At 41.2% G+C, this 23,968-nt stretch carries 23 protein-coding genes; 6 read left to right on the top strand and 17 right to left on the bottom strand.

Annotated elements, in window-relative coordinates:
- Positions 1 to 22: 22 nt before the first annotated feature.
- From L3Q70_RS10965 to pspA, 10 genes are all read right to left on the bottom strand, one after another.
- Positions 23 to 1,978 (bottom strand): methyl-accepting chemotaxis protein, encoded by a 1,956-nt coding sequence (locus L3Q70_RS10965; RefSeq protein ID WP_237114268.1) that lies wholly within the window; start codon positions 1,976 to 1,978, stop codon positions 23 to 25.
- 154 nt (positions 1,979 to 2,132) lie between these two features.
- Entirely contained in the window at positions 2,133 to 2,699 is a 567-nt protein-coding gene (locus L3Q70_RS10970) for a hypothetical protein (protein ID WP_062569867.1), read from the bottom strand.
- A gap of 99 nt (positions 2,700 to 2,798) precedes the next feature.
- Entirely contained in the window at positions 2,799 to 3,143 is a 345-nt protein-coding gene (locus L3Q70_RS10975) for a 4a-hydroxytetrahydrobiopterin dehydratase (RefSeq protein ID WP_036969771.1), read from the bottom strand.
- Between the two features lie 9 nt (positions 3,144 to 3,152).
- Positions 3,153 to 3,986, bottom strand: coding sequence for a phenylalanine 4-monooxygenase (gene phhA, locus L3Q70_RS10980; protein WP_267145290.1), 834 nt, complete (start codon positions 3,984 to 3,986; stop codon positions 3,153 to 3,155).
- A gap of 189 nt (positions 3,987 to 4,175) precedes the next feature.
- On the bottom strand, positions 4,176 to 5,357 hold the full coding sequence (megL, locus tag L3Q70_RS10985; RefSeq protein WP_062569865.1) for a methionine gamma-lyase: 1,182 nt from the start codon (positions 5,355 to 5,357) through the stop codon (positions 4,176 to 4,178).
- 134 nt (positions 5,358 to 5,491) lie between these two features.
- Complete coding sequence (locus L3Q70_RS10990; RefSeq protein WP_062569864.1) at positions 5,492 to 6,526, bottom strand: YcjF family protein; 1,035 nt, start codon at positions 6,524 to 6,526, stop codon at positions 5,492 to 5,494.
- Positions 6,523 to 7,935, bottom strand: coding sequence for a YcjX family protein (locus L3Q70_RS10995; protein ID WP_237114270.1), 1,413 nt, complete (start codon positions 7,933 to 7,935; stop codon positions 6,523 to 6,525). Before L3Q70_RS10995 ends, L3Q70_RS10990 begins: the two co-directional genes overlap by 4 nt.
- 62 nt (positions 7,936 to 7,997) lie before the next feature.
- Complete coding sequence (gene pspC, locus L3Q70_RS11000; protein WP_062569862.1) at positions 7,998 to 8,399, bottom strand: envelope stress response membrane protein PspC; 402 nt, start codon at positions 8,397 to 8,399, stop codon at positions 7,998 to 8,000.
- Positions 8,396 to 8,629, bottom strand: a complete 234-nt coding sequence (gene pspB / locus L3Q70_RS11005; RefSeq protein WP_036969793.1) for an envelope stress response membrane protein PspB — start codon at positions 8,627 to 8,629, stop codon at positions 8,396 to 8,398. Before pspB ends, pspC begins: the two co-directional genes overlap by 4 nt.
- A gap of 58 nt (positions 8,630 to 8,687) precedes the next feature.
- Entirely contained in the window at positions 8,688 to 9,350 is a 663-nt protein-coding gene (pspA, locus tag L3Q70_RS11010) for a phage shock protein PspA (protein WP_062569861.1), read from the bottom strand.
- Positions 9,351 to 9,538: 188 nt separating this feature from the next.
- On the opposite strand from pspA, the gene pspF reads away from it, so the two are divergent.
- Genes pspF through L3Q70_RS11040 form a run of 6 tightly spaced genes read left to right on the top strand, consistent with a single transcriptional unit; the run spans position 9,539 to position 15,905 of the window.
- Positions 9,539 to 10,612, top strand: coding sequence for a phage shock protein operon transcriptional activator (gene pspF / locus L3Q70_RS11015; RefSeq protein ID WP_237114271.1), 1,074 nt, complete (start codon positions 9,539 to 9,541; stop codon positions 10,610 to 10,612).
- Positions 10,613 to 10,657: 45 nt separating this feature from the next.
- Positions 10,658 to 12,235 carry an ABC transporter substrate-binding protein gene (locus L3Q70_RS11020; RefSeq protein WP_228074486.1) on the top strand — a complete coding sequence of 526 codons (1,578 nt, stop codon included), beginning with the start codon at positions 10,658 to 10,660 and terminating at the stop codon, positions 12,233 to 12,235.
- Positions 12,235 to 13,269, top strand: coding sequence for an ABC transporter permease (locus L3Q70_RS11025; protein WP_193987564.1), 1,035 nt, complete (start codon positions 12,235 to 12,237; stop codon positions 13,267 to 13,269). The genes L3Q70_RS11020 and L3Q70_RS11025 overlap by 1 nt, the downstream gene beginning before the upstream one ends.
- Positions 13,256 to 14,149 carry an ABC transporter permease subunit gene (locus L3Q70_RS11030; RefSeq protein ID WP_062569857.1) on the top strand — a complete coding sequence of 298 codons (894 nt, stop codon included), beginning with the start codon at positions 13,256 to 13,258 and terminating at the stop codon, positions 14,147 to 14,149. The genes L3Q70_RS11025 and L3Q70_RS11030 overlap by 14 nt, the downstream gene beginning before the upstream one ends.
- 2 nt (positions 14,150 to 14,151) lie before the next feature.
- Positions 14,152 to 15,144, top strand: a complete 993-nt coding sequence (locus tag L3Q70_RS11035; RefSeq protein ID WP_193987566.1) for an oligopeptide/dipeptide ABC transporter ATP-binding protein — start codon at positions 14,152 to 14,154, stop codon at positions 15,142 to 15,144.
- Positions 15,144 to 15,905, top strand: coding sequence for an ATP-binding cassette domain-containing protein (locus tag L3Q70_RS11040; protein ID WP_062569855.1), 762 nt, complete (start codon positions 15,144 to 15,146; stop codon positions 15,903 to 15,905). Before L3Q70_RS11035 ends, L3Q70_RS11040 begins: the two co-directional genes overlap by 1 nt.
- 96 nt (positions 15,906 to 16,001) lie before the next feature.
- Here the strand turns inward: L3Q70_RS11040 and L3Q70_RS11045 are convergent, their stop codons facing one another.
- The 7 genes from L3Q70_RS11045 to clpP all read right to left on the bottom strand — a co-directional run bounded on the left by L3Q70_RS11045 (position 16,002) and on the right by clpP (position 23,931).
- Positions 16,002 to 16,343, bottom strand: coding sequence for a cupin domain-containing protein (locus tag L3Q70_RS11045; protein WP_237114272.1), 342 nt, complete (start codon positions 16,341 to 16,343; stop codon positions 16,002 to 16,004).
- The gene (locus L3Q70_RS11050; protein WP_237114273.1) at positions 16,340 to 16,738 is read right to left on the bottom strand and encodes a GNAT family N-acetyltransferase; all 399 of its coding nucleotides are present in this window, start codon (positions 16,736 to 16,738) and stop codon (positions 16,340 to 16,342) included. Before L3Q70_RS11050 ends, L3Q70_RS11045 begins: the two co-directional genes overlap by 4 nt.
- Before the next feature lie 67 nt (positions 16,739 to 16,805).
- Positions 16,806 to 18,707 (bottom strand): peptidylprolyl isomerase, encoded by a 1,902-nt coding sequence (ppiD, locus tag L3Q70_RS11055; RefSeq protein ID WP_062569852.1) that lies wholly within the window; start codon positions 18,705 to 18,707, stop codon positions 16,806 to 16,808.
- Between the two features lie 200 nt (positions 18,708 to 18,907).
- Positions 18,908 to 19,198, bottom strand: a complete 291-nt coding sequence (locus tag L3Q70_RS11060; RefSeq protein ID WP_175580427.1) for an HU family DNA-binding protein — start codon at positions 19,196 to 19,198, stop codon at positions 18,908 to 18,910.
- A 193-nt stretch (positions 19,199 to 19,391) separates the two neighbouring features.
- Positions 19,392 to 21,752, bottom strand: coding sequence for an endopeptidase La (gene lon / locus L3Q70_RS11065; protein WP_237114274.1), 2,361 nt, complete (start codon positions 21,750 to 21,752; stop codon positions 19,392 to 19,394).
- Positions 21,753 to 21,895: 143 nt separating this feature from the next.
- Complete coding sequence (gene clpX, locus L3Q70_RS11070; RefSeq protein WP_062569850.1) at positions 21,896 to 23,179, bottom strand: ATP-dependent protease ATP-binding subunit ClpX; 1,284 nt, start codon at positions 23,177 to 23,179, stop codon at positions 21,896 to 21,898.
- A gap of 134 nt (positions 23,180 to 23,313) precedes the next feature.
- On the bottom strand, positions 23,314 to 23,931 hold the full coding sequence (clpP, locus tag L3Q70_RS11075) for an ATP-dependent Clp endopeptidase proteolytic subunit ClpP (RefSeq protein ID WP_062569849.1): 618 nt from the start codon (positions 23,929 to 23,931) through the stop codon (positions 23,314 to 23,316).
- Positions 23,932 to 23,968 lie beyond the last annotated feature (37 nt).

Raw genomic sequence — 23,968 nt, forward strand, 5'->3', positions numbered from 1 at the left:
TAGCTGGCTTGAATAAGTGCTTTTAAGCAACTTTAAATTGCTTCACAATCTGATCAAGTTCCAGCGCTGTTTGCGCCAGCCCATCAGCAATAGCAGCAGCTTGCTCTGCTCCATCCATTGTTTCATGAGCTTTCTCATTCACATGCTGCACACTTTCACTAATTTGCTGACTGACAACATTTTGCTCTTCAGAAGCACTCGCTATTTGTACATTCATATCTTTAATGGTCCCTACTGATTGCGATATTTGTTCAAGCACGCTGCCTGTTTGCTCTGTTTTTTCTGCTGTTTGCTCAACACTGACCATATTTTCTTTCATTGAGTCTACTGATTTCTTCGCTTCATTTTGTAAGTTTGAAATCATTACTTGTATTTCTTCGGTGCTCTGTTGAGTACGACTAGCTAATGATCTAACCTCATCAGCAACAACTGCGAACCCGCGCCCTTGCTCTCCTGCTCTTGCAGCTTCAATTGCTGCATTCAAAGCAAGTAGATTAGTTTGATCCGCTATCCCTCTGATCACATCCAGTATTGAGCCAACAGACTCTGTCTCAGCCTCTAAATTAGCAATAGTTTTACTAACATGAAGCATGGTTTCTACAAGTTCTCCCATCGCAGCATGCGTTTGCGAGACCACTTGTGTGCCTGTTAAAACCTCGTTATCTGCTTTTGTAGCTGCCTCTGCCGCTAATTGCGCACTTTGGGTTATTTCATTGATTGTTGCAGACATTTCATGCATTGCTGTGGCTGTTTGCATCAGTTGGTCTGATTGGTGTTCAGCACCTGTCTTAGAATTTGTTGTGATGGTAGTTAACTCTTGCGAAGTTTGCGAAACTTGAGTCGTTGAGTCACTGATTTGAGTGACCATTTCATTAAGTTTAGCCACCATGTCCCGCATCGCTAAATAGATACCCGTTTCATTACCCTGCTGACTAAAACGATAGGTTAAATCTCCTTGTGCTATTGATTGAACAATACGAGCTATTTCGCTTGGCTCGCCACCAATAGGTGCTTTTATGAGCCGAGATATAAAAATACTTAAGAAAATCCCTACAGCAATAATAATTAGCGAAAACACTAAAATCGTATTAATCGCATTTTTGCTGCTAGCTTGTAGCATCGGACCGATTTCATCTTGACGATTTTGACTTGCTAATTTTATTTGCTCTATTTGCTCGGCAATTGCAGGGCCTATTTTATCTAAGGTACCTGATATCACTTTATTACGTTCGCTAATTGCTTCGTTAACGAGCACTAAGCCTTCAATGTATTCATTGTTTCTGAGTTTTATATCTGCGAGTAACGTTTGCTCTTTATTGCCATTCACTGTTTTTGCCAAACTCTCTAGTTTGTCCAATAAAACTGTAAACTCTTGTTTCGCCCTATTAAGTTCTTCTTGCGTGTTATTGACAAGAAACTTAGCGGCATATAAACGACCTAATAAAAGTGACTCTTGTACTTGTGAGCTGTAAAACAAAGCTGAAACATCATTTTTTTGCATACTTAATTGAATTATTTCACTGATCCCCTCTCGCATATATTTACCATTGGCATCAAGCATGTTGGATACGATTTCATTTCGCTTATTAATGAGGTTAACAATTTTTTCAAAGGCTGATTTATAAGTTAACGCCTCTTGCTCTATGGTTGTGATCGCTTTAACTTTGTTTGCATCATTAAACTGCCGCTTTCCAGATTGGATGAGATCATTTAGTAATTGATAGCGATTAGTAAATTCATTAATACTCGCTTGGTTCTGATCCTTTAAGTACTTAAGAGCACTTAAGCGAAGACTTAAAACATTTGATTGGATTCGACCTGAAATATTACTATCACGTGCATTTGCACGATAATCTACAAAATTTTCGTATCCAGAATTAAGTGCGATAAGTGCAACAACACTAACAACACCAAGAAGAAGGACCATTGCACCAAAGGCTAGGTACAGCTGGGTATTTAACTTTAACTTAGTAAACATAACGTTCTCTCTGTTTAACGTTGCGTCCACTGCATTAAGAGTCCTTGATAGGATGCTTAAACAAAGTATAGAAACAATGTATGTAAATGAAATGTTTAATACGAAAAAAGATTAATTTACGAAATATCTGATAAGAGCAAAGGTGTTAATTGTATTAAGAGCAATTAAAACCTTGCAGTGAAATATGTTTGCTGTGCTCACCCAAGCTATCTTCATGATGAATAATTAATTCATCTTGATTCACAGTAAAACTAAATTCCCCTAGCCATTGTAAAGAAGCTATTGGTTCTTGATGATAAAAACCCTGTTTGTCATAACAAAGATAAGTAAAGTGATGGTAAACATCAGCAAAAACACCATAATCTGCGGTAAAAACATTAATATGTTGTTGCTGCTTAAAATGCTTTGCCTGAGTGCCTGCCACTAAATACCAAAAACAAACAGATGCCATTATCACCACTTGCAACCCTGCGAAGATAAAAGATAACAGCCGAATCAAACGAATAGGTTTTGTATCTTGATAGAGTAATCTTTCATGTTTAAGAAGGATAAAAATACCCACTATCACCATAAGTAATTTTATAAACATCAGATAAACCCCTATCTGATACATCATTTTGGGGCTATGCCATTGAATACCAAACACTTGAGGAACAAACAAACTATCGATAAGCGGTAAAAAAATAAACAGAGTAGAAATTAATAAATTTTTATTTTTCATCGTATTCCTTAAAACTCTCATCATGTTACTTTTTCCCCTTTGCAAAAGCAAAAAGGCGTAATCTTGCGATTACGCCTTTAAAAGTTTTAGAGATACTTTTTATAATGCAGCAAATACGTCATCTGTTTTAGCAGCACAAATAAAATCGTTTTTGTGTAAGCCTTTAATTGAATGACTCCACCAAGTAACGGTTACTTTACCCCACTCGGTTAAAAGACCTGGGTGGTGACCTTCCTCTTCGGCCATATCACCCACTTTATTTGTGAACTCAAGTGCTTGCTTGAAGTTTTTAAACTTGTAAACACGCTCTAATTGCATAATGCCGTCGCGCACTTCAGGAACCCAATCAGGAATCATTTTAATCAATTCTGCTAATTCAGCATCAGATACTTTCGGCGCATCCGCACGACACGCTTCACACTTTTGTGTGCTTAATGAAGACATTGTAAATCCTTAACTTGCTAATTTTTCTTTAGGTGGAAACTTTGGCTCATGTAGCCCTAATTCTTTTGCTTTACTCACCAGCGACATGATATCCATTTGTGAAATATCGAATAAGTCATTGATTGAGCTTATGGTGTAGTACACAGGTTGCATTATATCAATACGATAAGGTGTACGAAGCACATCTAATACATCCATTGCATTGATTTCTGGCTTATCTGAATATACATACTGTGTTTCGCCAGGGCTCGATAAAATACCGCCACCATAGATACGCAGGCCTTGCTCAGTTTGCATCAAACCAAACTCAACAGTAAACCAGTAAAGACGCGCTAAATAAACACGATCTTTCTTTTCAGCGGCATAGCCTAACTGGCCGTATTTGTGAGTAAACTCAGCAAATGCAGGGTTAGTTAGCATGGCGCAGTGACCAAAAATCTCATGGAAGATATCTGGCTCTTGTAAGTATTCAAACTCTTCACGACTACGAATAAACGTCGCAACTGGGAACTGCTTGTTTGCTAATAAACGAAAGAACTCATCAAAATCAATCAGTGCCGGAACAGGCGCAACTTGCCAGCCCGTAGTTTCGAGTAGCACTTCGTTGAGTTCGCTAAGTTGTGGAATACGATCTGTTGGTAAATTGATTTTCTTGAGACCTGCTAAATATTCATCACAGGCTTTACCTTCGATGCAAGCGAGTTGGCGAGCAACGAGCTCAGACCATATTTTATTTTCTTCTTCGCTCCAATGGATAACCCCATTTTCATCAGGTTGCTTGGAGGTGTAATTACTTGCTTTAGCCATAATAACCTTCTTCGTTAAATCGTGATCAGCATCGATCAGAGTTTCATTAACTTGTTGGTTGATACTATTTAAAAGTAAGCAAAAGTTTAATAGCTAGGGTTGTTTTCGAGACTTTCAAAAACAACCCATATGTAAACTTAAAAATACAACAAAAAATCAATAAGTTTACATAACCAGAAAACAAAGGGGTTTAGAGCCAAATTTCTGTAAACTTTAAATTACACACTAACCAATGAATGTAAATGCAGTTTTAAGATCGTTAATTACATCGTTAACATCTTCTAAACCAACTGATAAGCGAATTAGGCCATCACTAATACCTGCGGCTGCTCTTTCTTCAGGTGTATAAGGCGAATGGGTCATTGATGCAGGGTGTTGAATGAGGGTTTCAGCATCCCCTAAACTGACCGCAAGGGTGCAAAGTTGCGTATTATTTATAAATGTTTCACCATCTTCTAGACTGCCCTTTATTTCAAAGGCAATTACACCACCGGGCGCTTTCATCTGTGAGCCAATAAATTTATGACCCGGGTGTGATTTAAGCCCTGGGTAATATACTTGGCTCACTAACGGGTGTTGCTCTAAATATTCAGCGACGACTTGGGCGCTCGCGCAGTGGCGCTCCATTCGTACAGCGAGAGTTTTTAAACCGCGATTAATTAACCATGCATCATGAGGGCTAATCGTTGCACCAATATCTTTTAATACCGTCATTTTTATCAGGTTGATATGTTCCTCTGTACCACACACAAGCCCTGCCACCACATCACCGTGGCCATTAAGATATTTAGTTGCACTGTGCACCACAATATCAATGCCAAACGAAGTAGGTTGCTGTAGCAAAGGTGTTAAGAAGGTATTGTCGATAACGCTTATCAGTTGATGCTGCTTGGCAACGTCGGCAATTAAACTTAAATCAAGCACTGCCATGGTCGGATTGATTGGTGTTTCTGCAAAAATCATTTTTGAATTTGCTTTAACCGCGCCACGTAGTTCAGCTTCGTTAGTCATATCAACAAAAGTGACTTCGATCCCAAAGCGCGGCAACATGTGAGCAAAAAATGCAAAGGTACAACCGTATAGCGCGCTAGATGCCACTAGATGGTCACCTTGTTGTAAAAAGCTAAGTACAGACGCAGAGACGGCTCCCATACCTGTCGCTGTTGCAGCCGCTGCTTCACAGTTTTCTAACTGAGCTACTTTTTGCTCAAGCTCTTGCGTTGTCGGATTACCTAAACGGGTATAAATAAAGCCCTGCTCTTCGCCAGCAAATCGGGCTGCACCTTGAGCGGCATTAGCAAATGCGAAGGTAGAGGTTTGGTAAAGCGGCGCACTGAGTGCGCCATGTGGGTCATTTGGTTTTTCTGGACCATGAATACATTGTGTATGTAAGTGATGCTTAGTCATTGTGTGTTCTCGTTTTTATTATCAGTACTTCATACTCATAAATAAAACGTAGATACCCACAATGCACAAGCATGCCGGATGCTCAGATGGCTAAATATCACTCAGCCATTTTTATTAACTGTACACAAAAGTTGTCATTTTGTGTTTTCGGTCTCTTTATCACTGGTGCGTGAAGCAATTTTACGGGCAATACTATTGGCGGTTTCTTTTAGCAAGCTGCGTTTATGTTCCAAGCGAGGTAACGGACGGCTTAGTTCCATCGCTTTATAGCCTATGCGCGCAGTAAAAATACCTGCACTTAACCCTTGTGCTGCACGGCCCGACAATTTCCCCAGCAATTCAGCACTTAGTGCCGTGGCAGCTAGATCAGATACCAACTCTGCACTGCCAACAAACAACACTTGCTTCACCAATAAGCGATACAATTTAATACGGCTTGCGTAACCAAAACCAATACCGTAAATACGGCCAATTTGCTCAATGAGCTTAGTTCCACGCCATAACACGGCCATCATATCCACTAGAGCCAGTGGACTGAGGGCAACTAACAAAGCTGACTCAGTCGCAAAACGGTTAATCAGTTTTTTTGCTTGCTGATCTTGGCTCACCAATAAACTATCGGCGTATAAGGTCATGATTTCTTTATCGGTATGATGACTCGCAATTTGCTGCTTGAAGTTTTCAAAGCCTGTTAACGCTTGATGTTTATTAAGCTTTTCAAGCCACGGCAGTGCTTCACCTACTTGCTCGCTATTAAGTAAGCGGTCGGCCTCGCTGCGGTGTAATTGGTTGCGCTTCAGGCTTCTCAGCATGCGGTACTCACGCCAGATAACACGGGCAATTAATAGCACACCACTGAGAACAGCCGTTAAATACACCGAACCAAGAATAATTGATTGCTGAAACGTCACAAACAGCGACATTGCAAACTCAAGTAACACTAAAACTAAAAAGCTAACAACAAATACCCCTTTTAGGGTTTGCCATTTCGACTTTTTATACACGGGTTCTAACTCAATGTCGTCTTGCAATACTTCGGCATCTTCGACGAACTCAGCATTCTCTATTACTTTCGCAATGGTTAGCTCATTTTTAGGCTCTTCATTGCTCGCAGAGCTTGAAATACGGCGACCTGCCTGAAAGTTCATCTCTTTTGTATGCTCGCTCATGTTAGTTTGTCTCCTATCAGGTACTGCATGACATGATCTAAACGAATATGCCTTAACCGTTTATCAGGGCATGGAAGTGGCGAGAACGATAAGAACTCAAATCCCTGTTTTGGCCACTCTTGTTTGTTGAGAAGGCGTGATGGTGGCTGTGGTGGTAAATACGTCAGCCATTCTTGCTCGCCTAAAGGCTTGCCATAAATACAGGCTAACTGCTGGTCTTTTTCTGCTACTTGGCGCGGCTCTGTAGCGCAGATAGATGACATAGCCATGGTTTCAATTTGCACGCCTTCGAACTTCAAATGATTCGTTTGGTCATGCACGATTGAATCGAGCAATAGTGCTAAATCTTTATGATATTGAGCGCTAATATGGTCCGACTTATTCGCTGCAAACAGTAACTTATCGATGTTTGGTTTAAACAAACGTTTAAAGAAGCTGGCTTCACCATAATTAAAATGCGCCAGCAACTGGTTAATAACGCGGCTTTGCTCATGCAGCGTTTCGCTGCCTTCATTCAATGCGCTGAGCACATCCACCAGCACAATTTGTCGGTCAAAATGACGGAAATGCTGCTCGTAAAAAGGTTTTACAACCTCTTTTATATAGGCTTTATAGCGCTTTTTAAGATGCGCTAAGTTTGACCCTTCGGTTATGTCGTCAGGTACATTCGCAACTGGGAAAAACTGCAGTAACGGCGCTCCTTTTAGCTCACCGGGCATCAGCATGCGACCAGGTTGCAACATGGCAAGTTTGGTGTCTTTTTTAAGGCCAACCAATAGCTTTTGATAAAGCGCTGCGATATCAGCCAGCTTGCTTTCATCAACATTGGCTGATAAATCAAGTTCAGCAAGGGCGGTTAAAAATGGCTTAGCCTTCTCGTTACGGGCTGTTTGCTGCAAGAGAGAGTATTGTGACTCACACCAATCAGCAAATGATTGCTCCAGCATTGGCAAATCAAGTAACCACTCACCGGGGTAATCAATAATGTCTAAATAGAGTGTTGATTGCGGTGCAAAATGACCACGCAGCCCTGAGTTACTTTGGTATTTAATTGCCAAACGTAAGGTATTTATACGCTCTGTGGATGCAGGCCATGATGGCTCACCTTCAACAGGTAACAACGCCGATAATGCATTCGTGTACTCAAATGTCGGAATTGTCAGTGCTTGCTGTGGCACTATTTTTGTAGCGATATGGCGCTTTTCGCGCATCACATCAAAAAAGGGTAAGTTTTTATCGTCAGCTTGGCTGGTTAAATGTTTAACCAAGGCGGTAATAAATGCAGTTTTGCCGCTGCCACTTAACCCTGTGACGGCTAACTTCACGTGTTGATCTAAACTACGATGAAGCGCTTTTTGTGCTTTATTTTTTAACGAATTGAAGGTGTTCTTTGCAAATGATTGGCTCATACAATGTCTGGCACCTCATTTGCACTTGATTTCACGATGCAAACAAGGTGCGTTTATATCCTTTAAAGTTTGTTGATTTCACGGCTAACCGTAAACTCTGTTGATGTGACATAGCGTTCCATCTCTTGTAAACGACCATCAACTCGAGCAAGACGATCTTTTAAGTCTTGTAATGCACGGCGAGGTGGCTCCCCTTTTTGCCATACCTTAAATTTTACTTCAAGCGGGTCCTGGTGAATGCTATCTGCGTTTTTAACTGTTTTTTCGGCTGGTTTTTTATCTAAAATAAACCACGCAGCAATGTAAGCAACCACAATAAATGGACCGCCAGATAATAATACTGCCGTCACAACTAAAATACGTACCAGCCAAAGCTCCATGTTAAAGTAGTCGCTGATACCCGCGCACACGCCGGCTATTTTACCACGCTCTGCGTCTCTGAATAATTCGCGTTTAGTACTCATACTTTACGTCTCCACTGTGGAGCCTCTTGATCAAGTAAGGCTTCTAATGTTTCAACACGCTCGGCCATTTTATCTGCTTTTTGTGCAAGCTCTAACAGCTGGCGATGTTCGTGTTCACTTAAACCTTGGCTCACTTGTTTTTTACTACGGTAATGTAAAATAAGCCAAAGTGGGGCAACAACCACCATAAATACAATAATGGGTGCCATCAAAACTTCTGCATCGAACATAATTCTCTCCTGTCAATCCGTTATGTGTTTAAGCATTGGGGGACACGCCCCCATTTTATTATTTTTTATCTGCTAATTTTTTCTTAAGCTCAGCTAGCTCATCATCAATCTTTTCGTCTTGCTGAAGGCCAGCAATTTCGTCTGATAATGATTTTTTACCAAGATCATAAGACTCTATTTGTGATTCTAGACCATCGATCTTGTTTTCGTAACGCTCAAAGCGGTTTAAAGCATCTTCAACTTTTGAGCTGTCGAGTGCTTTTTTCACTTCAAGACGTGACTCAGCAGAACGTTGACGTAAGATGATTGCTTTTTGACGCGCTTTCGCATCTGCTAGCTTCTCTTGTAACGTACTTACTTCTTGCTGTAGTTTTTCGATGTGAGACTCTACATGCTCAAGCTCTGTTTCAACTGCTGCCACTGCATCTGCTGATTTTTGCTTTTCAATCAGTGCTGCACGTGCTAAATCATCACGGTCTTTACTGAGCGCTAATTCAGCTTTTTCTTGCCAGTCTGCAACTTGAACTTTCAAAGTTTCAACGCGACGTACTAGCTCCTTTTTCTCAGCAAGTGTTTTTGCTGAAGTAGAGCGAACTTCTACTAATGTATCTTCCATCTCTTGGATGATCAGGCGAACCATTTTTTCTGGATCTTCTGCTTTATCTAAGATGGCATTGATATTAGAATTAACGATGTCTGCAAAACGTGAAAAAATTCCCATAACATTTACCTCTTTGGTGTTTTAACTTAATCAGTTGGTATCTCTAGTATCAATATGCTTGCCAACTTTTATAGATGTAGAATAACTCAATACATTCAAACAGTTAAACTAAATTTATAAATTCCTTTAGTTCTCACAAATAATGAAATACACTAGATCTTAGTAAAAATGACTAAGAGTTAGGGAATATGAGCCAATTTCGCCAACAGGATAATTTACTCGGCCAATCTGACAGCTTTTTAAGCGTACTTGATCAAGTTTCACAATTGGCAAGTCTTGATAAGCCTGTACTTATTATTGGTGAGCGCGGTACAGGTAAAGAACTGATTGCTGCGCGTTTACATTTCTTATCTAAACGTTGGGAACAAAACTATATAAAGCTTAATTGTGCAGCACTGAATGAAAACCTGCTTGAAAGTGAACTGTTTGGTCATGAAAGCGGCGCATTCACCGGTGCCAGCAAACGTCATGAAGGCCGATTTGAACGCGCCAATAGCGGCACATTATTCCTTGATGAATTAGCCAATACCTCAGCCATGGTACAAGAAAAACTCCTGCGCGTAATTGAATATGGCGAATTTGAACGCGTTGGTGGTAAGCAAACTGTTAAAGTCGATACTCGCCTAGTTTGCGCAACCAATGAAGACTTGCCGACCCTTGCTGAACAAGGCGAATTCAGAAGCGATTTACTCGACCGTCTTGCTTTTGATGTTATTACCCTGCCCCCACTGCGCGAACGCCAAGAGGATATCATGCTGCTTGCAGAGCAATTTGCAATAAATATGGCCCGCGACCTCGAGTGGGAATTATTCAGTGGCTTTACGCGTAACGCCATCGAAACGCTGCAATCCTATGAATGGCCAGGTAACATTCGCGAATTAAAAAATGTAGTTGAACGAAGCTTATACCGTCATGGCAATGAGCATATTCCCGTTCACCAGATTATTTTAGATCCATTTGCAAGTAAATTTAGACCCAAGCAACGTGTCAAAGCAGCAGTGAGTAGTGCCCCCGTTACAAACGTTGAAGCAGCGCCTATTGCCACATCACAAAATCAAGATGCTGTGACACTCAATAAGCCCGACATTCAATTTCCTTGTAATTTAAAACAGCTATCAAATGACTTTGAAATTGATGTGATAAAAAAGGCACTGGAATATAGTCAATTTAATCAAAAGAAAACTGCAGAACACTTAGAATTGACGTATCATCAATTACGTGGCTATTTGAAAAAATACAATTTATTAGATCAGCAGCAATAGTTAGAGGCTAATCAGGTGTTTAAACCGTTACTTGCTTTGTCTTTGGTGTGCTTAGTAGGCTGCCTAGATAGCGAAGAAAAAACCACAGAACAAAAAAACCAAGGCTTAGTGTATTGCGCTGAAGCTAACCCCGTGTCGTTTAATCCGCAAGTGACAACCACTGGTTCGACTATCGATATTATTGCTAATCAGCTATACGACCGCTTGCTCAGCATCGACCCTGTCTCTGCTGAGTTTCAGGCAGAGCTTGCCACTGATTGGAAAATAAGTCCTGATGGTAAAGCCATCACATTTATGCTCCGTAAAGGGGTAAAATTTCATACTACTCGGTACTTTACACCGACCCGAGACTTTAATGCTGATGATGTTATTTTTACCTTCAGTCGCCTATTCGATGTTTACAATCCTTACCATTTTGTTGGTGATGCTAACTACCCATATTTTCAAAGTGTCGGTATTGATCAATTAATTCGCCGTATTGTACGCGTTTCTGATTACCAAGTTCGGTTTGAATTATACAACGCTGAAAGTAGCTTTTTAGCAAATTTGGCCACGGATTTTGCTGTTGTGCTATCGAAAGAATATGCTATGCAGCTCAAAGATCGCAAACAAGAGAACCTGTTTGATCAATACCCTGTTGGTACAGGTCCCTATGTATATAAAGAATACCGTCGTGACCGCTTAATTCGTTACTATCGTAACCCTGATTATTGGAAACATCCCGTTGTGCTTGAACAATTGGTGTATGACATTACACCAAATGGGACAACAAGGGTTGCGAAAATGCTCACTAAAGAATGCGATGTGACTGCGCACCCAAGTAGTGCACAACTCAGTATTTTGTCACAACGTGAAGATATCAAAGTTCAAAAAGAGCAAAACCTCAACATTGGTTACTGGGCCTTCAATACGGAACGTCCGCCGTTTGATGATGTGCGTGTTCGACAAGCCCTCGCAAGCGCCATTGATGTCGACAAAATTATGCAAGCTGTGTATTACGGTAACGGCATAAAAGCACAATCATTATTGCCTCCAGCATCGTGGGCCTTTGAAGCACAAAAAGCGATGCCCGAGTTTAACCCTGAGCTTGCTAAAACTTTACTTGCCGAAGCGGGCTATAAAGATGGCTTTGATATGAATATTTGGGCCATGCCAGTAAGCCGAATTTACAACCCAAATGCACGTAAAATGGCTGAATTAATGCAAAGTGATTTACGTAAAATTGGCGTTAATGTCAGCATTGTAGAATACGAGTGGAACACTTTTTTACAACGTATTGGTGAGCATCGTCACGACAGTGTACTACTGGGATGGGCAGCCGATACGCCTGACCCTGATAACTTTATGAGCCCGTTACTAAGCTGTACGGCCACTTTTAGTGGTAAAAACCCCGCTAACTGGTGTAATCCTGAATTCGATTTACTACTTACTCAGGCTCTTGATACCACTGACTTAGAAAAACGAAAACAGTTTTATAACCAAGCACAGCGAATAATTGTTCAAGAAATGCCGATATTGCCGATTGCACATGGAATGCGCTTTCAAGCGGCAAGTAGTGACGTTAAAGGTATTAGCCTAAGCCCCTTTGGAGGCATCTCACTGGCTAACGCGAGGAAAGAGTAATGATTCTGGACTATATTCTTCGCCGTTTAGCGCTATTATTATTCATGATGTTAACATTGAGTGTCTTCACTTTTTCGTTAAGCTTTTTATTCCCAGGTGATGCACTGACCAACTTGAGTGGCGTTACTAATAGTACTTTTTCTCAAACAAATGCACTTGAAGCGAAGTTTCATTTTAGCGAAAATTATGTAATACAATATTTTGCATTTTTAGAACGGATTATGCAGGGTGACTGGGGCATCTCTTTTGCATCGGGAGAAAGTGTCTTTGCGCATATTATAGATTTGTTTCCTGCTACTCTTGAACTAAGCACCTACGCACTTATTGTGTCTGTGTTAGTGGGTGTACCTGGCGGAATATTAGCGGCGGCTTATTATAAACGTTGGCCCGATAAATTAATTAACTCAGGAACCTTAGTTGGCTATTCTATGCCTGTATTTTGGCTAGCTCTATTACTAATTATGGTGTTTTCACTACAATTAGGCTGGTTTCCAATGTCAGGCCGAATGGGGTTACTCTACGAAGTAGAGCCCGTTACGGGCTTTATCCTCATTGACATTATTGCCGATGATTTCCCTTATCATGGCATGGCATTTTTAGATGCGCTGCATCACTTGACCTTACCAACCATCGTGTTAGCCATGTATCCAACAACAGTATTGGTTCGCTTTACCCGTGATTCAATGCTCAAAGTGCTCGATCAAAGCTATATTAAAACAGCCCGTGCAAAAGGCTTAAACCGTGCGCAATTAATTATTCACCATGCACTACGTAATGCATTACTGCCTGTAATCAAGCAAATTGGTCTACAGTTTAGTACCTTGATAACGCTGGCAATGATAACGGAAGTTATTTTCTCTTGGCCAGGTATTGGTCGCTGGCTAATCGACAGTATTTATCAACGTGACTACCCAGCTATTCAAGGTGGCTTACTCGCTGTGTCTATGTTTGTTATTTTGGCTACCATAGTCGCCGAGCTAACATATACGTTATTCGATCCATTATCGCGGAACCAAGCACATGGCAAAGTTTAATTTATTCTCTGAAGAGTCGAATAAATCGCCACTAGCGCGGTTTTGGCGAAAGTTTAAAACAAATCACCCTGCACTAGTTGGTTTGTGGCTGTTTATAGCACTTGCATTACTTGCTGCATCCGCTCCACTCCTTGCGCCTTACGGCGTGAATCAGCAGCATAGCGATGCTTTATTACTACCTCCTTCTTGGCATGATGCTGGCGATGTTAGGTTTTTGTTAGGTACTGACGATTTAGGCCGAGATGTATTGTCACGTTTAATGAACGGGGCAACTTATACCTTTGGCCTATCTGTTGTTGCTGCACTAATTACCACTGTTATAGGTGTATTAGTCGGTACATTTGCTGGTATTAGTCATGGTATTCGCTCAAGCTTTTTGAATCACTTACTCGATATCACGTTATCTATCCCATCACTGTTACTGGCGATAATTATCATCGCAATTCTTGGCCCTGGTTTAATGAATACAGTTTGGGCGATTATCTTAGCCTTATTACCACAATTTATTCATTCGGTAAGGAATTTAATTGTTGAAGAGCTAAGCAAAGACTACATTACCGCTTTTAAACTCGACGGCGCATCTAATTGGCATATTTTAGCACGCGGTATTTTTCCAAATATTTACGAACATATCGTGGTTATTTTTACCATGGCTTTGTCGACAGCAATACTCGATATTTCAGCGCTAGGTTTTTTAAAGCTAGGTGCACAACCTCCGACTACAGAATGGGGAGCAATTTTAGCTGAAAACCTAGGTTTAATTTATCTTGCCCCTTGGACTGTTGGCCTGCCAGGCGTATTATTATTTCTAGCGGTCCTGTCTACCAATTTAGTAGGTGATGGTCTGCGCCAAGTGCTTAAAGAACGTAAGGCTGAATAACTATGCAATTACTCGATATTCGCAATCTCACGATAGAGTTACGCACTTCTGACACAGTAATTCGTGCAGTTGATAAGGTCAGCTTAACATTAAAAGAAGGCGAAGTTCATGCTCTTGTCGGTGAATCTGGCTCAGGAAAAAGCTTAATTGCAAAAGCGATTGTTGGAGTTTTAAATAAGCGCTGGCATATCACAGCAGATAGAATGCATTGGCGCGGCGTTGATTTAATGCGCTTGTCGACAGAACAACGCAGGAAGCTAGTCGGTCAAGATATTGCGATGATCTACCAAGACCCCAGCCGCTGTCTTGACCCTACAGCCAAAATATTTGATCAAATAGCTGAAACCCTGCCCGCACAAGCGACCAGTGGCTTTTTTTTAAAGCGTAATAGACAACGTAGAGACAGAGTAAAAGCATTGATCCACAAAGTGGGTATCAAAGATCATAAAAAGGTGCTCGACAGCTACCCTCATGAACTTTCTGAGGGGATCTGCCAAAAAGTGATGATAGCGATGGCGATTGCCCGTACTCCTAAATTACTTATCGCTGATGAGCCGACAACTGCACTTGAAAGCACCACCCGTGCACAGGTATTCAGGTTACTAAAGAGCTTAAACCAGCTAAAAAACATGTCGATACTAATGATCTCTCATGAACTGGAAGAGATCTTCGAGTGGTCGCATGGTATGCACGTTCTATATTGCGGACAGATGGTTGAAGCAGGCCCGACTAATCGTATTTTTAGTCAGCCTCACCACCCGTATACTCAAGCACTTTTGAAGAGCTTACCTGATTATGAGCAAGGCCTTGCCCACAAAGAGCCGTTTTATGCATTAAAAGGCACTATTCCGACCTTGCAGCACTTACCTATAGGTTGCCGTTTGGGGCCACGTTGTCCACAAGCACAAAAAGCATGTGTTGTAACACCTAAGCTGACTAAACATCATAGCCACAGTTATGCTTGCCATTTCCCCCTCATTAAGGCGATGAAATAATGCAACCTCTGTTAAAAGTTCAAGCGTTATCAAAGAGTTTTAATTTACGTGCAGGGTTATTCTCACGTAAACGCTTTTCAGTACTAAAAAATATTTCGTTCTGCTTAAGTCAAGGCGAAACCATTGCGATTATTGGTGAAACAGGTTCAGGCAAAAGCACCCTTGCTAAGCTACTTGCTGGAGCCGACAATGCCGACAAAGGGCAAATTTTACTGGACGGTAATATTATTGAAAATGATGGCTTACGTGATAACGACTGTCGTCATATAAGATTGATATTCCAAGACTCTGAAGCTTCACTCAATCCTGGTTTGACTATTGGCGATATGCTCAATGACTGCTTACAGTACAACACTGATTTAAACAAAGATGAACGTGAAGAAAAAATAAAGCAGACTCTCGCAAAAGTGGGCTTGCTATTAGATCATCAGCATTATTACCCACACATGTTTAGTAGTGGCCAGTTGCAACGCATAGCGCTTGCACGCGCTTTAATTCTAGATCCTAAGGTTGTGGTGCTCGATGAGGCTTTGTCGTCTCTAGACCCATCTGTACGCGCACAAACGGTAAACTTATTACTACGTTTACAAAAAGATACGGGCTTGAGCTATGTACTGATTACGCATCATTTAAGTTTAGTCCGCCATATTAGCGACCAACTCGTGGTACTCGATCATGGTGAAATTGTTGAGTACGGGCAAACTGAGGCAATCTTCCAAGATCCACAATCAAAAGTAACACAGAAGCTGTTGAATTGCTGATAGTGAGCTGTCAGCTATCAGTTTGGTTCGGCGTTAAAACGCCTCCTATGCGGGTGATTTGATCACTCAATTAACCTTACTCTTTCCCCTCGGCTTTTACACATCAATTCTGTCACCATGGCTTGATGGTGTTGATGTAACGATAAAATGTAATGGTTCAGTACCTTGATTAGTTAGCTGATGAACTCGGCCAGCAGTTACATGCAAACCTTGTTGCGCAGTCAGTTGGTGTATTTGCCCATCAAGCTCGATAGTGGCACAACCACTAAGCACGAAGAAAAATTGCTCTGCATGCTTGTGGTAGTGCTTTACTTCAGCTCCACCCACAGGAACATGTTCTTGAATTACACTCAGTGCATTAGACTTTACCAAATGCCAACCGTCGCAATTGTTACCCCATGTGTAATGCTCTGCGCTGTGTTTGTCTACGATACTCAAAACTTTTTATACATCCCTTGGCTTTGTGGCGCGACAAACTTGTAGCCAAGCTTTTCGTAAAAACCTGGTTTATCAGCCACCATTGTGACATAGCTGCCCTCAAAGGCTGCCGATTCAATGTAACGGTCAACATGTTTCATAATCACTCTGCCTAAGCCTTGCCCTTGGTAGTCAGGTGCCACAGCAATATCAACCACTTCAAAATTACAACCACCATCGCCAATTACACGCCCCATACCAATCAGCTCTTGGTCTTTGCGGATACAAATAGCATAAAGAGAATTTGGTAAACCTGCTCTAGCCGCCGCGAGTGAACGAGCCGACAAACCCGCTTTGCGGCGCATTTCACAGTATTCTTCGGCAATCGGCAGTTGCTCAATAAAACTATATTGCATAATTACTCCTTCTCTGTGGTAACAAAAAAGGCGCCAGAGGCGCCTTTTACTTAAGTCGTTTTGCTACTTATTCAGCAGCTTGAACCACTTTTGGTACCTGAATATCAGCTTGCGCTTTAAGTGCAGCAATAAATACCATGTAGTTTTTATTCACTTGAGCCATGGTGATATTTTGCTTTTGTTGCTCATTAATTTCAGCTTTAGGTGCTTCATTAACAGCTTTTAATGCAACGATTGCTGTATCACCATTGCTTAGGTCAACAACATCAACAACTGGCTTATCTTCAGGGTGTGCCATTTTAAATGCTTGTTGAACAATTGCAGGCGACACCGTATAAGCTTGACGAGCAAGCGCAGCTTCTTGACGAACAGTTAGTCCTTCAGCCGTTGCTACATCATTTAAGCTCTTTCCAGCTTCAATATCAGCATACAGAGTACGTGCTTTTTCTTTAGCAAGTTCCGATGCTTTTTGTGCTACTAATGTTGCTTTGATTTGCTCAGAAACGTCTTCTAGCGGTTTAGTTGTAGCCGCTTTATGATCGTTTACACGCACAACGATAGCATGCTCATCACCGACTTCAATCACTTCTGAGTTCATGCGATCTTCTAACACTTCAGGTGAGAAAATGGCAGCAACTACTTGAGGGTTGTTTAGCGGTTCAGGTAACGCATTACGTGTAACAAGTTCCGTTTTTTGTACTTCTACGCCAGCTACATCTGCAGCATCTGTTAAAGTATCTGAAATTTCAAACGCAAGTTCACCCATTTGAGTTTGCTTCTCATAAAACGCATTAACTTTCTTAGAGCGTTCAAGTTCAGCGCGAAGTTCATCTTTTACGTCTGCATACGGTTTTACTTGCTGTGTTTGGATGTCAGTAAGCTTAATGATGTGATAACCAAATTCTGATTCTACAACGCCTGATATGTCACCTTTATTTTCAAGAGCATAAGTTGCGTCTTCAAACGCGGGGTCCATCATGTCGCGTTCAATCCAATCTAAGTCACCGCCCATTTCAGCGCTAACAACATCATCAGATGATGATTCAGCTAATTCAGCAAAATCGGCACCGTTATTAAGCTGTGTTAATAGCTCTTCAGCTTTCGCTTTTGCGGCATCATCATCTTCACTGTTATCAATTAAGATATGCGAAACACGACGTTTTTCAGGCTCAACGTATTGTGCGCTGTTTTGGTCATAGTATGCTTTTACGTCATCTTCAGAGACACTTGAATCTAATTCAAGATTTGCTGCATTTAGGTCAATATAGCTTACCGATACTTGCTCTGGTGACAAAAACTGCGGTTGGTTTAAGTCGTAGTAATCCGCAATCTCTTGCTCAGTGACTTCAATACCCTCTTGCAAAGACTCTTTATCAACAACCACATAATCAATGCTACGTGTTTGTTGTTGCAGCGCTACAGTATTATTTAATTCGTTTTCTAAAACAAAATCACTGCCCGCCACTGCACCAACCAATTGGCTGCGTGTCATATCTTCACGTAAATACTCACGAAAAGCGTCTGGTTGGAAGTTCATTTGACGAATAACTTGTAAGTAACGGTCATTGCTAAATTGGCCGCCAACTTGGAAGTAAGGCATTTCTAAAATAGCTTTACGAATACTTTCATCACTGACGCGAAGACCCAATTCTGCCGCTAGTTGAGTTTGCAATTCTTGTTGTACTAAACGGTCGATGACACCTTGACGAATTTGCGCCATGTAATTTGGATCGGCAGCGATTTGTGCGAAGTATTCACCAAATTGTTGCTCTAAACGGCTGCGTTCGTTTTGGTACGCACGGCTGAACTCGGTTTGGCTAATTTTAACTCCATTTACTTCTGCAACGGGCTGCTCTGTGGTTTGTCCTAAATAACCACCAATCCCAGCTAAAGCAAAAGATAAAATCACCGCGCCTAAAATAATTTTGGCTGCAGGTCCCTGCGAACCTTCTCTGATTTTCTCAAGCATTTATTTATCTCTATTCTGATCAGGTAAAAATTATACCAATTAGCTTAATGAAGTATCATTGCGGCTTGGTATCAACCCTGCTCATGTAAAAAAAGCGTATCTTACCAGATACGCTTTTCCACTTGAAGTAACTGGCGCTAAGATACTTAATTTGATCTAAGTGCAATTAAGTATCTTTCACCTAACTAATCGTGTGTTGATTAGTTTACTGCGTCTTTCAGCGCTTTACCTGCTTTGAAAGAAGGAATATTTGCTGCAGCAATCTGGATAGTTTCACCAGTTTGCGGGTTACGGCCTGAACGTGCTGCGCGCTCACGTACAGAGAAAGTACCAAAGCCAACTAGCGCTACTGAATCGCCATCTTTAAGAGCGCCTGAAACAGCCTCGATGAATGAATCTAGTGCACGACCAGCAGCCGCTTTAGAAATGTCAGCATCAGCTGCGATTTGATCGATTAATTGAGATTTATTCACAATATCATCCTCTTTCATTGTTATTATCAAGAGCGATTGTTTTTAAATTAACATCACTGTTTTGAAAATTTATGAGCAAATTAAGTTTATGCTCAGTTTATTATATTTTTCTCAACCCTAGGCCACATAAGGCCTAGGCTTGAAAACTAGTGCTTAACTTATCATACCTTTGGTATTTGAAAAGCCCCTAAATGCACTTTTTTGCGGTTTTTTACTGGTTTTTTTCAGTTTCGACAGAAAAACTCTCAACTGGGTGCTTTAAAGCCAGTTTTAAAACGTCATCAATCCAAGTAACTGGGTGAATTTCAAGGCCCTCTAATACGTTATCAGGGATCTCTTTTAAGTCACGTTCGTTAATTTTTGGAATAATAACAGTTTTAATTCCACCACGATGTGCTGCAAGTAGCTTTTCTTTAAGGCCGCCAATTGGTAATACTTCACCGCGAAGTGTAATTTCACCAGTCATGGCGACATCAGAGCGTACAGGGTTCCCAGTTAAGCTCGATACTAAGCCTGTCACCATGGCAATACCCGCACTTGGGCCATCTTTTGGTGTTGCGCCTTCAGGTACATGCACATGAATATCACGCTTTTCGTAAAAGTCGCTATTAATGCGTAGTTTCTCAGCACGATTACGAACGACCGTCATCGCTGCCTGAATTGACTCTTGCATTACATCGCCCAAAGAACCGGTATAAGTTAGTTTGCCTTTACCCGGTACGGCAGCAGATTCGATAGTCAGTAAATCACCACCTACCTCAGTCCACGCAAGGCCCGTTACTTGGCCAATGCGGTCACCATCTTCTGCTTTACCATAGTCAAAGCGTTGTACACCTAAGAATTCTTCAAGGTTGTTATCGTCGATAAGTACCTTTTTGGTGCCTTTATCAAGCAAGATATTCTTAACCGCTTTACGGCATAGTTTTGATACTTCACGTTCTAAGTTACGAACGCCCGCTTCGCGTGTGTAATAACGAATAATACCAATAATCGCACTGTCTGCTATCTCAACCTCAGACTCTTTTAAACCGTTACGCTTCACTTGTTTTGGAATTAAGTGTTGTTTTGCGATATTCAGCTTTTCATCTTCGGTATAACCCGATAAACGAATCACTTCCATACGATCCAGTAATGGACCTGGGATATTAAAGCTGTTTGAGGTGGCAACAAACATGACATCTGATAAGTCATAATCCACTTCAAGGTAATGATCAGCAAAATGGCTATTTTGCTCTGGATCGAGCACCTCAAGTAATGCTGAAGCAGGGTCTCCGCGCATATCCGATGACATCTTATCAATTTCATCTAATAAGAATAATGGATTCTTCACACCCACTTTGGTCATATTCTGGATTAACTTGCCAGGCATAGAGCCAATGTAAGTACGGCGGTGACCACGGATTTCAGCTTCATCACGTACGCCGCCTAATGCCATACGCACATATTTACGGCCTGTAGAACGCGCGATTGACTGACCCAATGAGGTTTTACCCACACCTGGAGGTCCTACTAAACATAAAATAGGGCCTTTTAACTTATTGGTACGTTGCTGCACAGCAAGATACTCAATAATGCGTTCTTTCACTTTATCTAAGCCGTAATGGTCGGTATCTAGAATCTTTTGCGCACCCGCTAAGTCTTTTTTCACTTTTGAGCGTTTTTTCCAAGGCACATTGATTAATGTATCAATGTACGAGCGCACAACAGTCGCTTCTGCCGACATTGGCGACATCATTTTTAACTTAGCAAGCTCAGCGTTCGCTTTTTCTTGTGCTTCTTTTGGCATGCCCGACTCTTCAATACGCTTTTTCAGCGCTTCGAATTCATCCGGTACATCATCAAGCTCACCGAGTTCTTTTTGGATGGCTTTCATTTGCTCGTTGAGGTAATACTCGCGCTGCGATTTTTCCATCTGCTTTTTCACGCGGGTACGAATTTTCTTCTCAACTTGCAATAAATCTATCTCGCCTTCCATCAACGCCATTAAGTACTCAAGACGCTCTGTTACATCGGCAATCTCAAGCACTTTTTGCTTTTCAGGTACCTTAAGTGGCATATGTGACGCCATAGTATCAGCCAGACGTGCAGCTTCATCGATACCTGACACAGAAGTAAGTACTTCTGGTGGAATTTTCTTATTTAGCTTTACATAGCCTTCAAACTGGCTAATTGCGCTGCGGATGAAGATATCTTGTTCTTGCTCGTCGATATGGCTTGATTCAATGAACTGCGCTTCTGCAACAAAGAAATCATCATTATCTAGAAACTTCTCTACACTTGCGCGTTGTGTTCCTTCGACAAGCACTTTAACGGTGCCATCAGGTAGCTTTAATAACTGAAGTACTGTGGCAATAGTACCCACACGGTAAATATCATCTTGCTGCGGATCATCAACTGAGGCGTCTTTTTGCGCCACTAGGAAAATTTGTTTGTCCTTGTCCATCGCCGCTTCTAGGCATTTTATTGATTTTTCACGACCAACAAAAAGCGGGATCACCATGTGTGGATAAACCACGACATCGCGCAGTGCCAACACGGGGATTTCGACTCGATCTGTTCTCTCAAGCGTCATTATATTCTCTTCGCACTTCATTTATTTTAAAGATTACTCAAGTATATGGGGATATGTAAGGGAAAGTTCAACAAATTTATAAAAAAAGGAGCCTTTGGCTCCTTTTTAATGCTTAACTGCTTAATATTTGAACTATCAGGAGATTACTCTGATGCTGCTTTATCTTGATTACCACTTTGGTAAATCAAAATTGGATCAGACTCACCTTTTATCACTGTTTCATCGATAACAACTTTGCTTACTTCATCCATTGATGGCAGCTCATACATAGTATCGAGTAACACACCTTCAACTATCGAGCGTAAGCCACGTGCACCTGTTTTACGCTCCATTGCTTTATGTGCAATCGCTGATAAAGCATCTTCGCGGAACTCAAGCTCAACATCTTCCATCGCGAAAAGTGCTGAAAACTGTTTTGTTAACGCATTTTTAGGCTCGCTAAGGATTTGAATAAGCGCGGCTTCATCAAGTTCAGTCAATGTTGCAACAACAGGTAGACGACCAATAAACTCTGGGATTAAACCATATTTTACAAGATCTTCTGGCTCAACATCTTTAAATGTCTCACTTAAGCTGCGGCTTCCTGATGAGTTTTTAACCTCAGCACCAAAACCAATACCTGTGTTCTTATGACTACGCTGTTCAATCACTTTATCTAAGCCTGCAAATGCACCGCCACAGATAAATAAGATCTTAGATGTGTCAACTTGTAAAAACTCTTGCTGCGGATGCTTACGACCGCCTTGTGGTGGTACTGATGCAACCGTACCTTCGATTAATTTAAGTAAAGCTTGTTGAACACCTTCACCAGACACATCTCGGGTGATTGACGGGTTATCTGATTTACGTGAAATTTTATCAATTTCATCAATATAAACGATACCACGTTGTGCTTTTTCTACGTCGTAATCACACTTTTGCAGTAGCTTTTGAATGATATTTTCAACGTCTTCACCTACATAACCGGCTTCAGTTAGCGTAGTCGCATCAGCCATAGTAAATGGTACATCAAGTAAACGTGCCATTGTCTCAGCTAGAAGTGTTTTACCACTGCCCGTAGGACCAATTAGCAAGATATTACTTTTACCCAATTCGATATCTGGGTTGATAGTTTGATTACGTAGACGCTTGTAATGATTGTAAACTGCAACAGATAACACTTTCTTCGCGTGATCTTGGCCAATTACATAGTCATCTAAGTGATTACGAATCTCTTTTGGTACAGGCAGTTTATCAGACGCGTTGTGCTTAGGCGCAATGTCTTTGATTTCTTCCCTGATAATATCGTTACACAGCTCAACACATTCATCACAAATGTATACTGAAGGACCGGCAATTAACTTACGTACTTCATGCTGGCTTTTGCCACAAAAAGAGCAGTATAACAATTTATTACTTTTGTCGCCGTCTGTAGGAGTGTCAGACATTCAGCTACCTCTTTTATTACGTTGGTAGCAGCATCTATCTGCTGCTAATTCACTATGTGTAACTATATCAAAGATTTTTAGTTTTCGCATAGTAAAGGTGATAGCTAATAATACGTAATTACTAGCTATTCAGGTTACTTAGTTTCACGATTCGTGAATACCGAGTCGACTAAGCCATATTCAACTGCTTCACTAGCAGTCATGAAGTTATCGCGGTCAGTATCGCGCGATACAACATCTAACGGTTGACCCGTATGCTCAGCCATTAAACGGTTTAGCTTATCTTTAATTGACAGAATTTCACGCGCATGGATTTCAAAATCAGATGCCTGACCTTGGAAACCACCTAATGGTTGGTGGATCATGACACGTGAATTTGGTAAACAGAAACGCTTACCTTTAGCACCACCTGATAGCAAAAATGCACCCATGCTTGCCGCTTGACCGACACAAATTGTGCTTACATCCGGTTTGATAAAATTCATTGTATCGTAAATTGCCATACCAGCAGTCACTGAACCACCAGGCGAATTAATGTAAAGATAAATATCTTTTTCTGGGTTTTCTGATTCTAAAAATAGCATTTGCGCAAGAATCAGGTTTGCCATGTTATCTTCAACTTGGCCAGTTAAGAAAATAATGCGCTCTTTTAAAAGACGAGAGTATATATCATATGAGCGCTCACCTTTCGCTGTTTGCTCAACAACCATAGGGACTAATGCGTTTAGAGGGTCTATCATACCGCTGTTCATTCTTGTTTAATTCCTTATCCGCTGCGACTCATCCTTA

The organism is Pseudoalteromonas sp. CF6-2 (genome assembly GCF_021729425.1).
Classification (GTDB): Bacteria; Pseudomonadota; Gammaproteobacteria; order Enterobacterales; family Alteromonadaceae; genus Pseudoalteromonas; species Pseudoalteromonas arabiensis.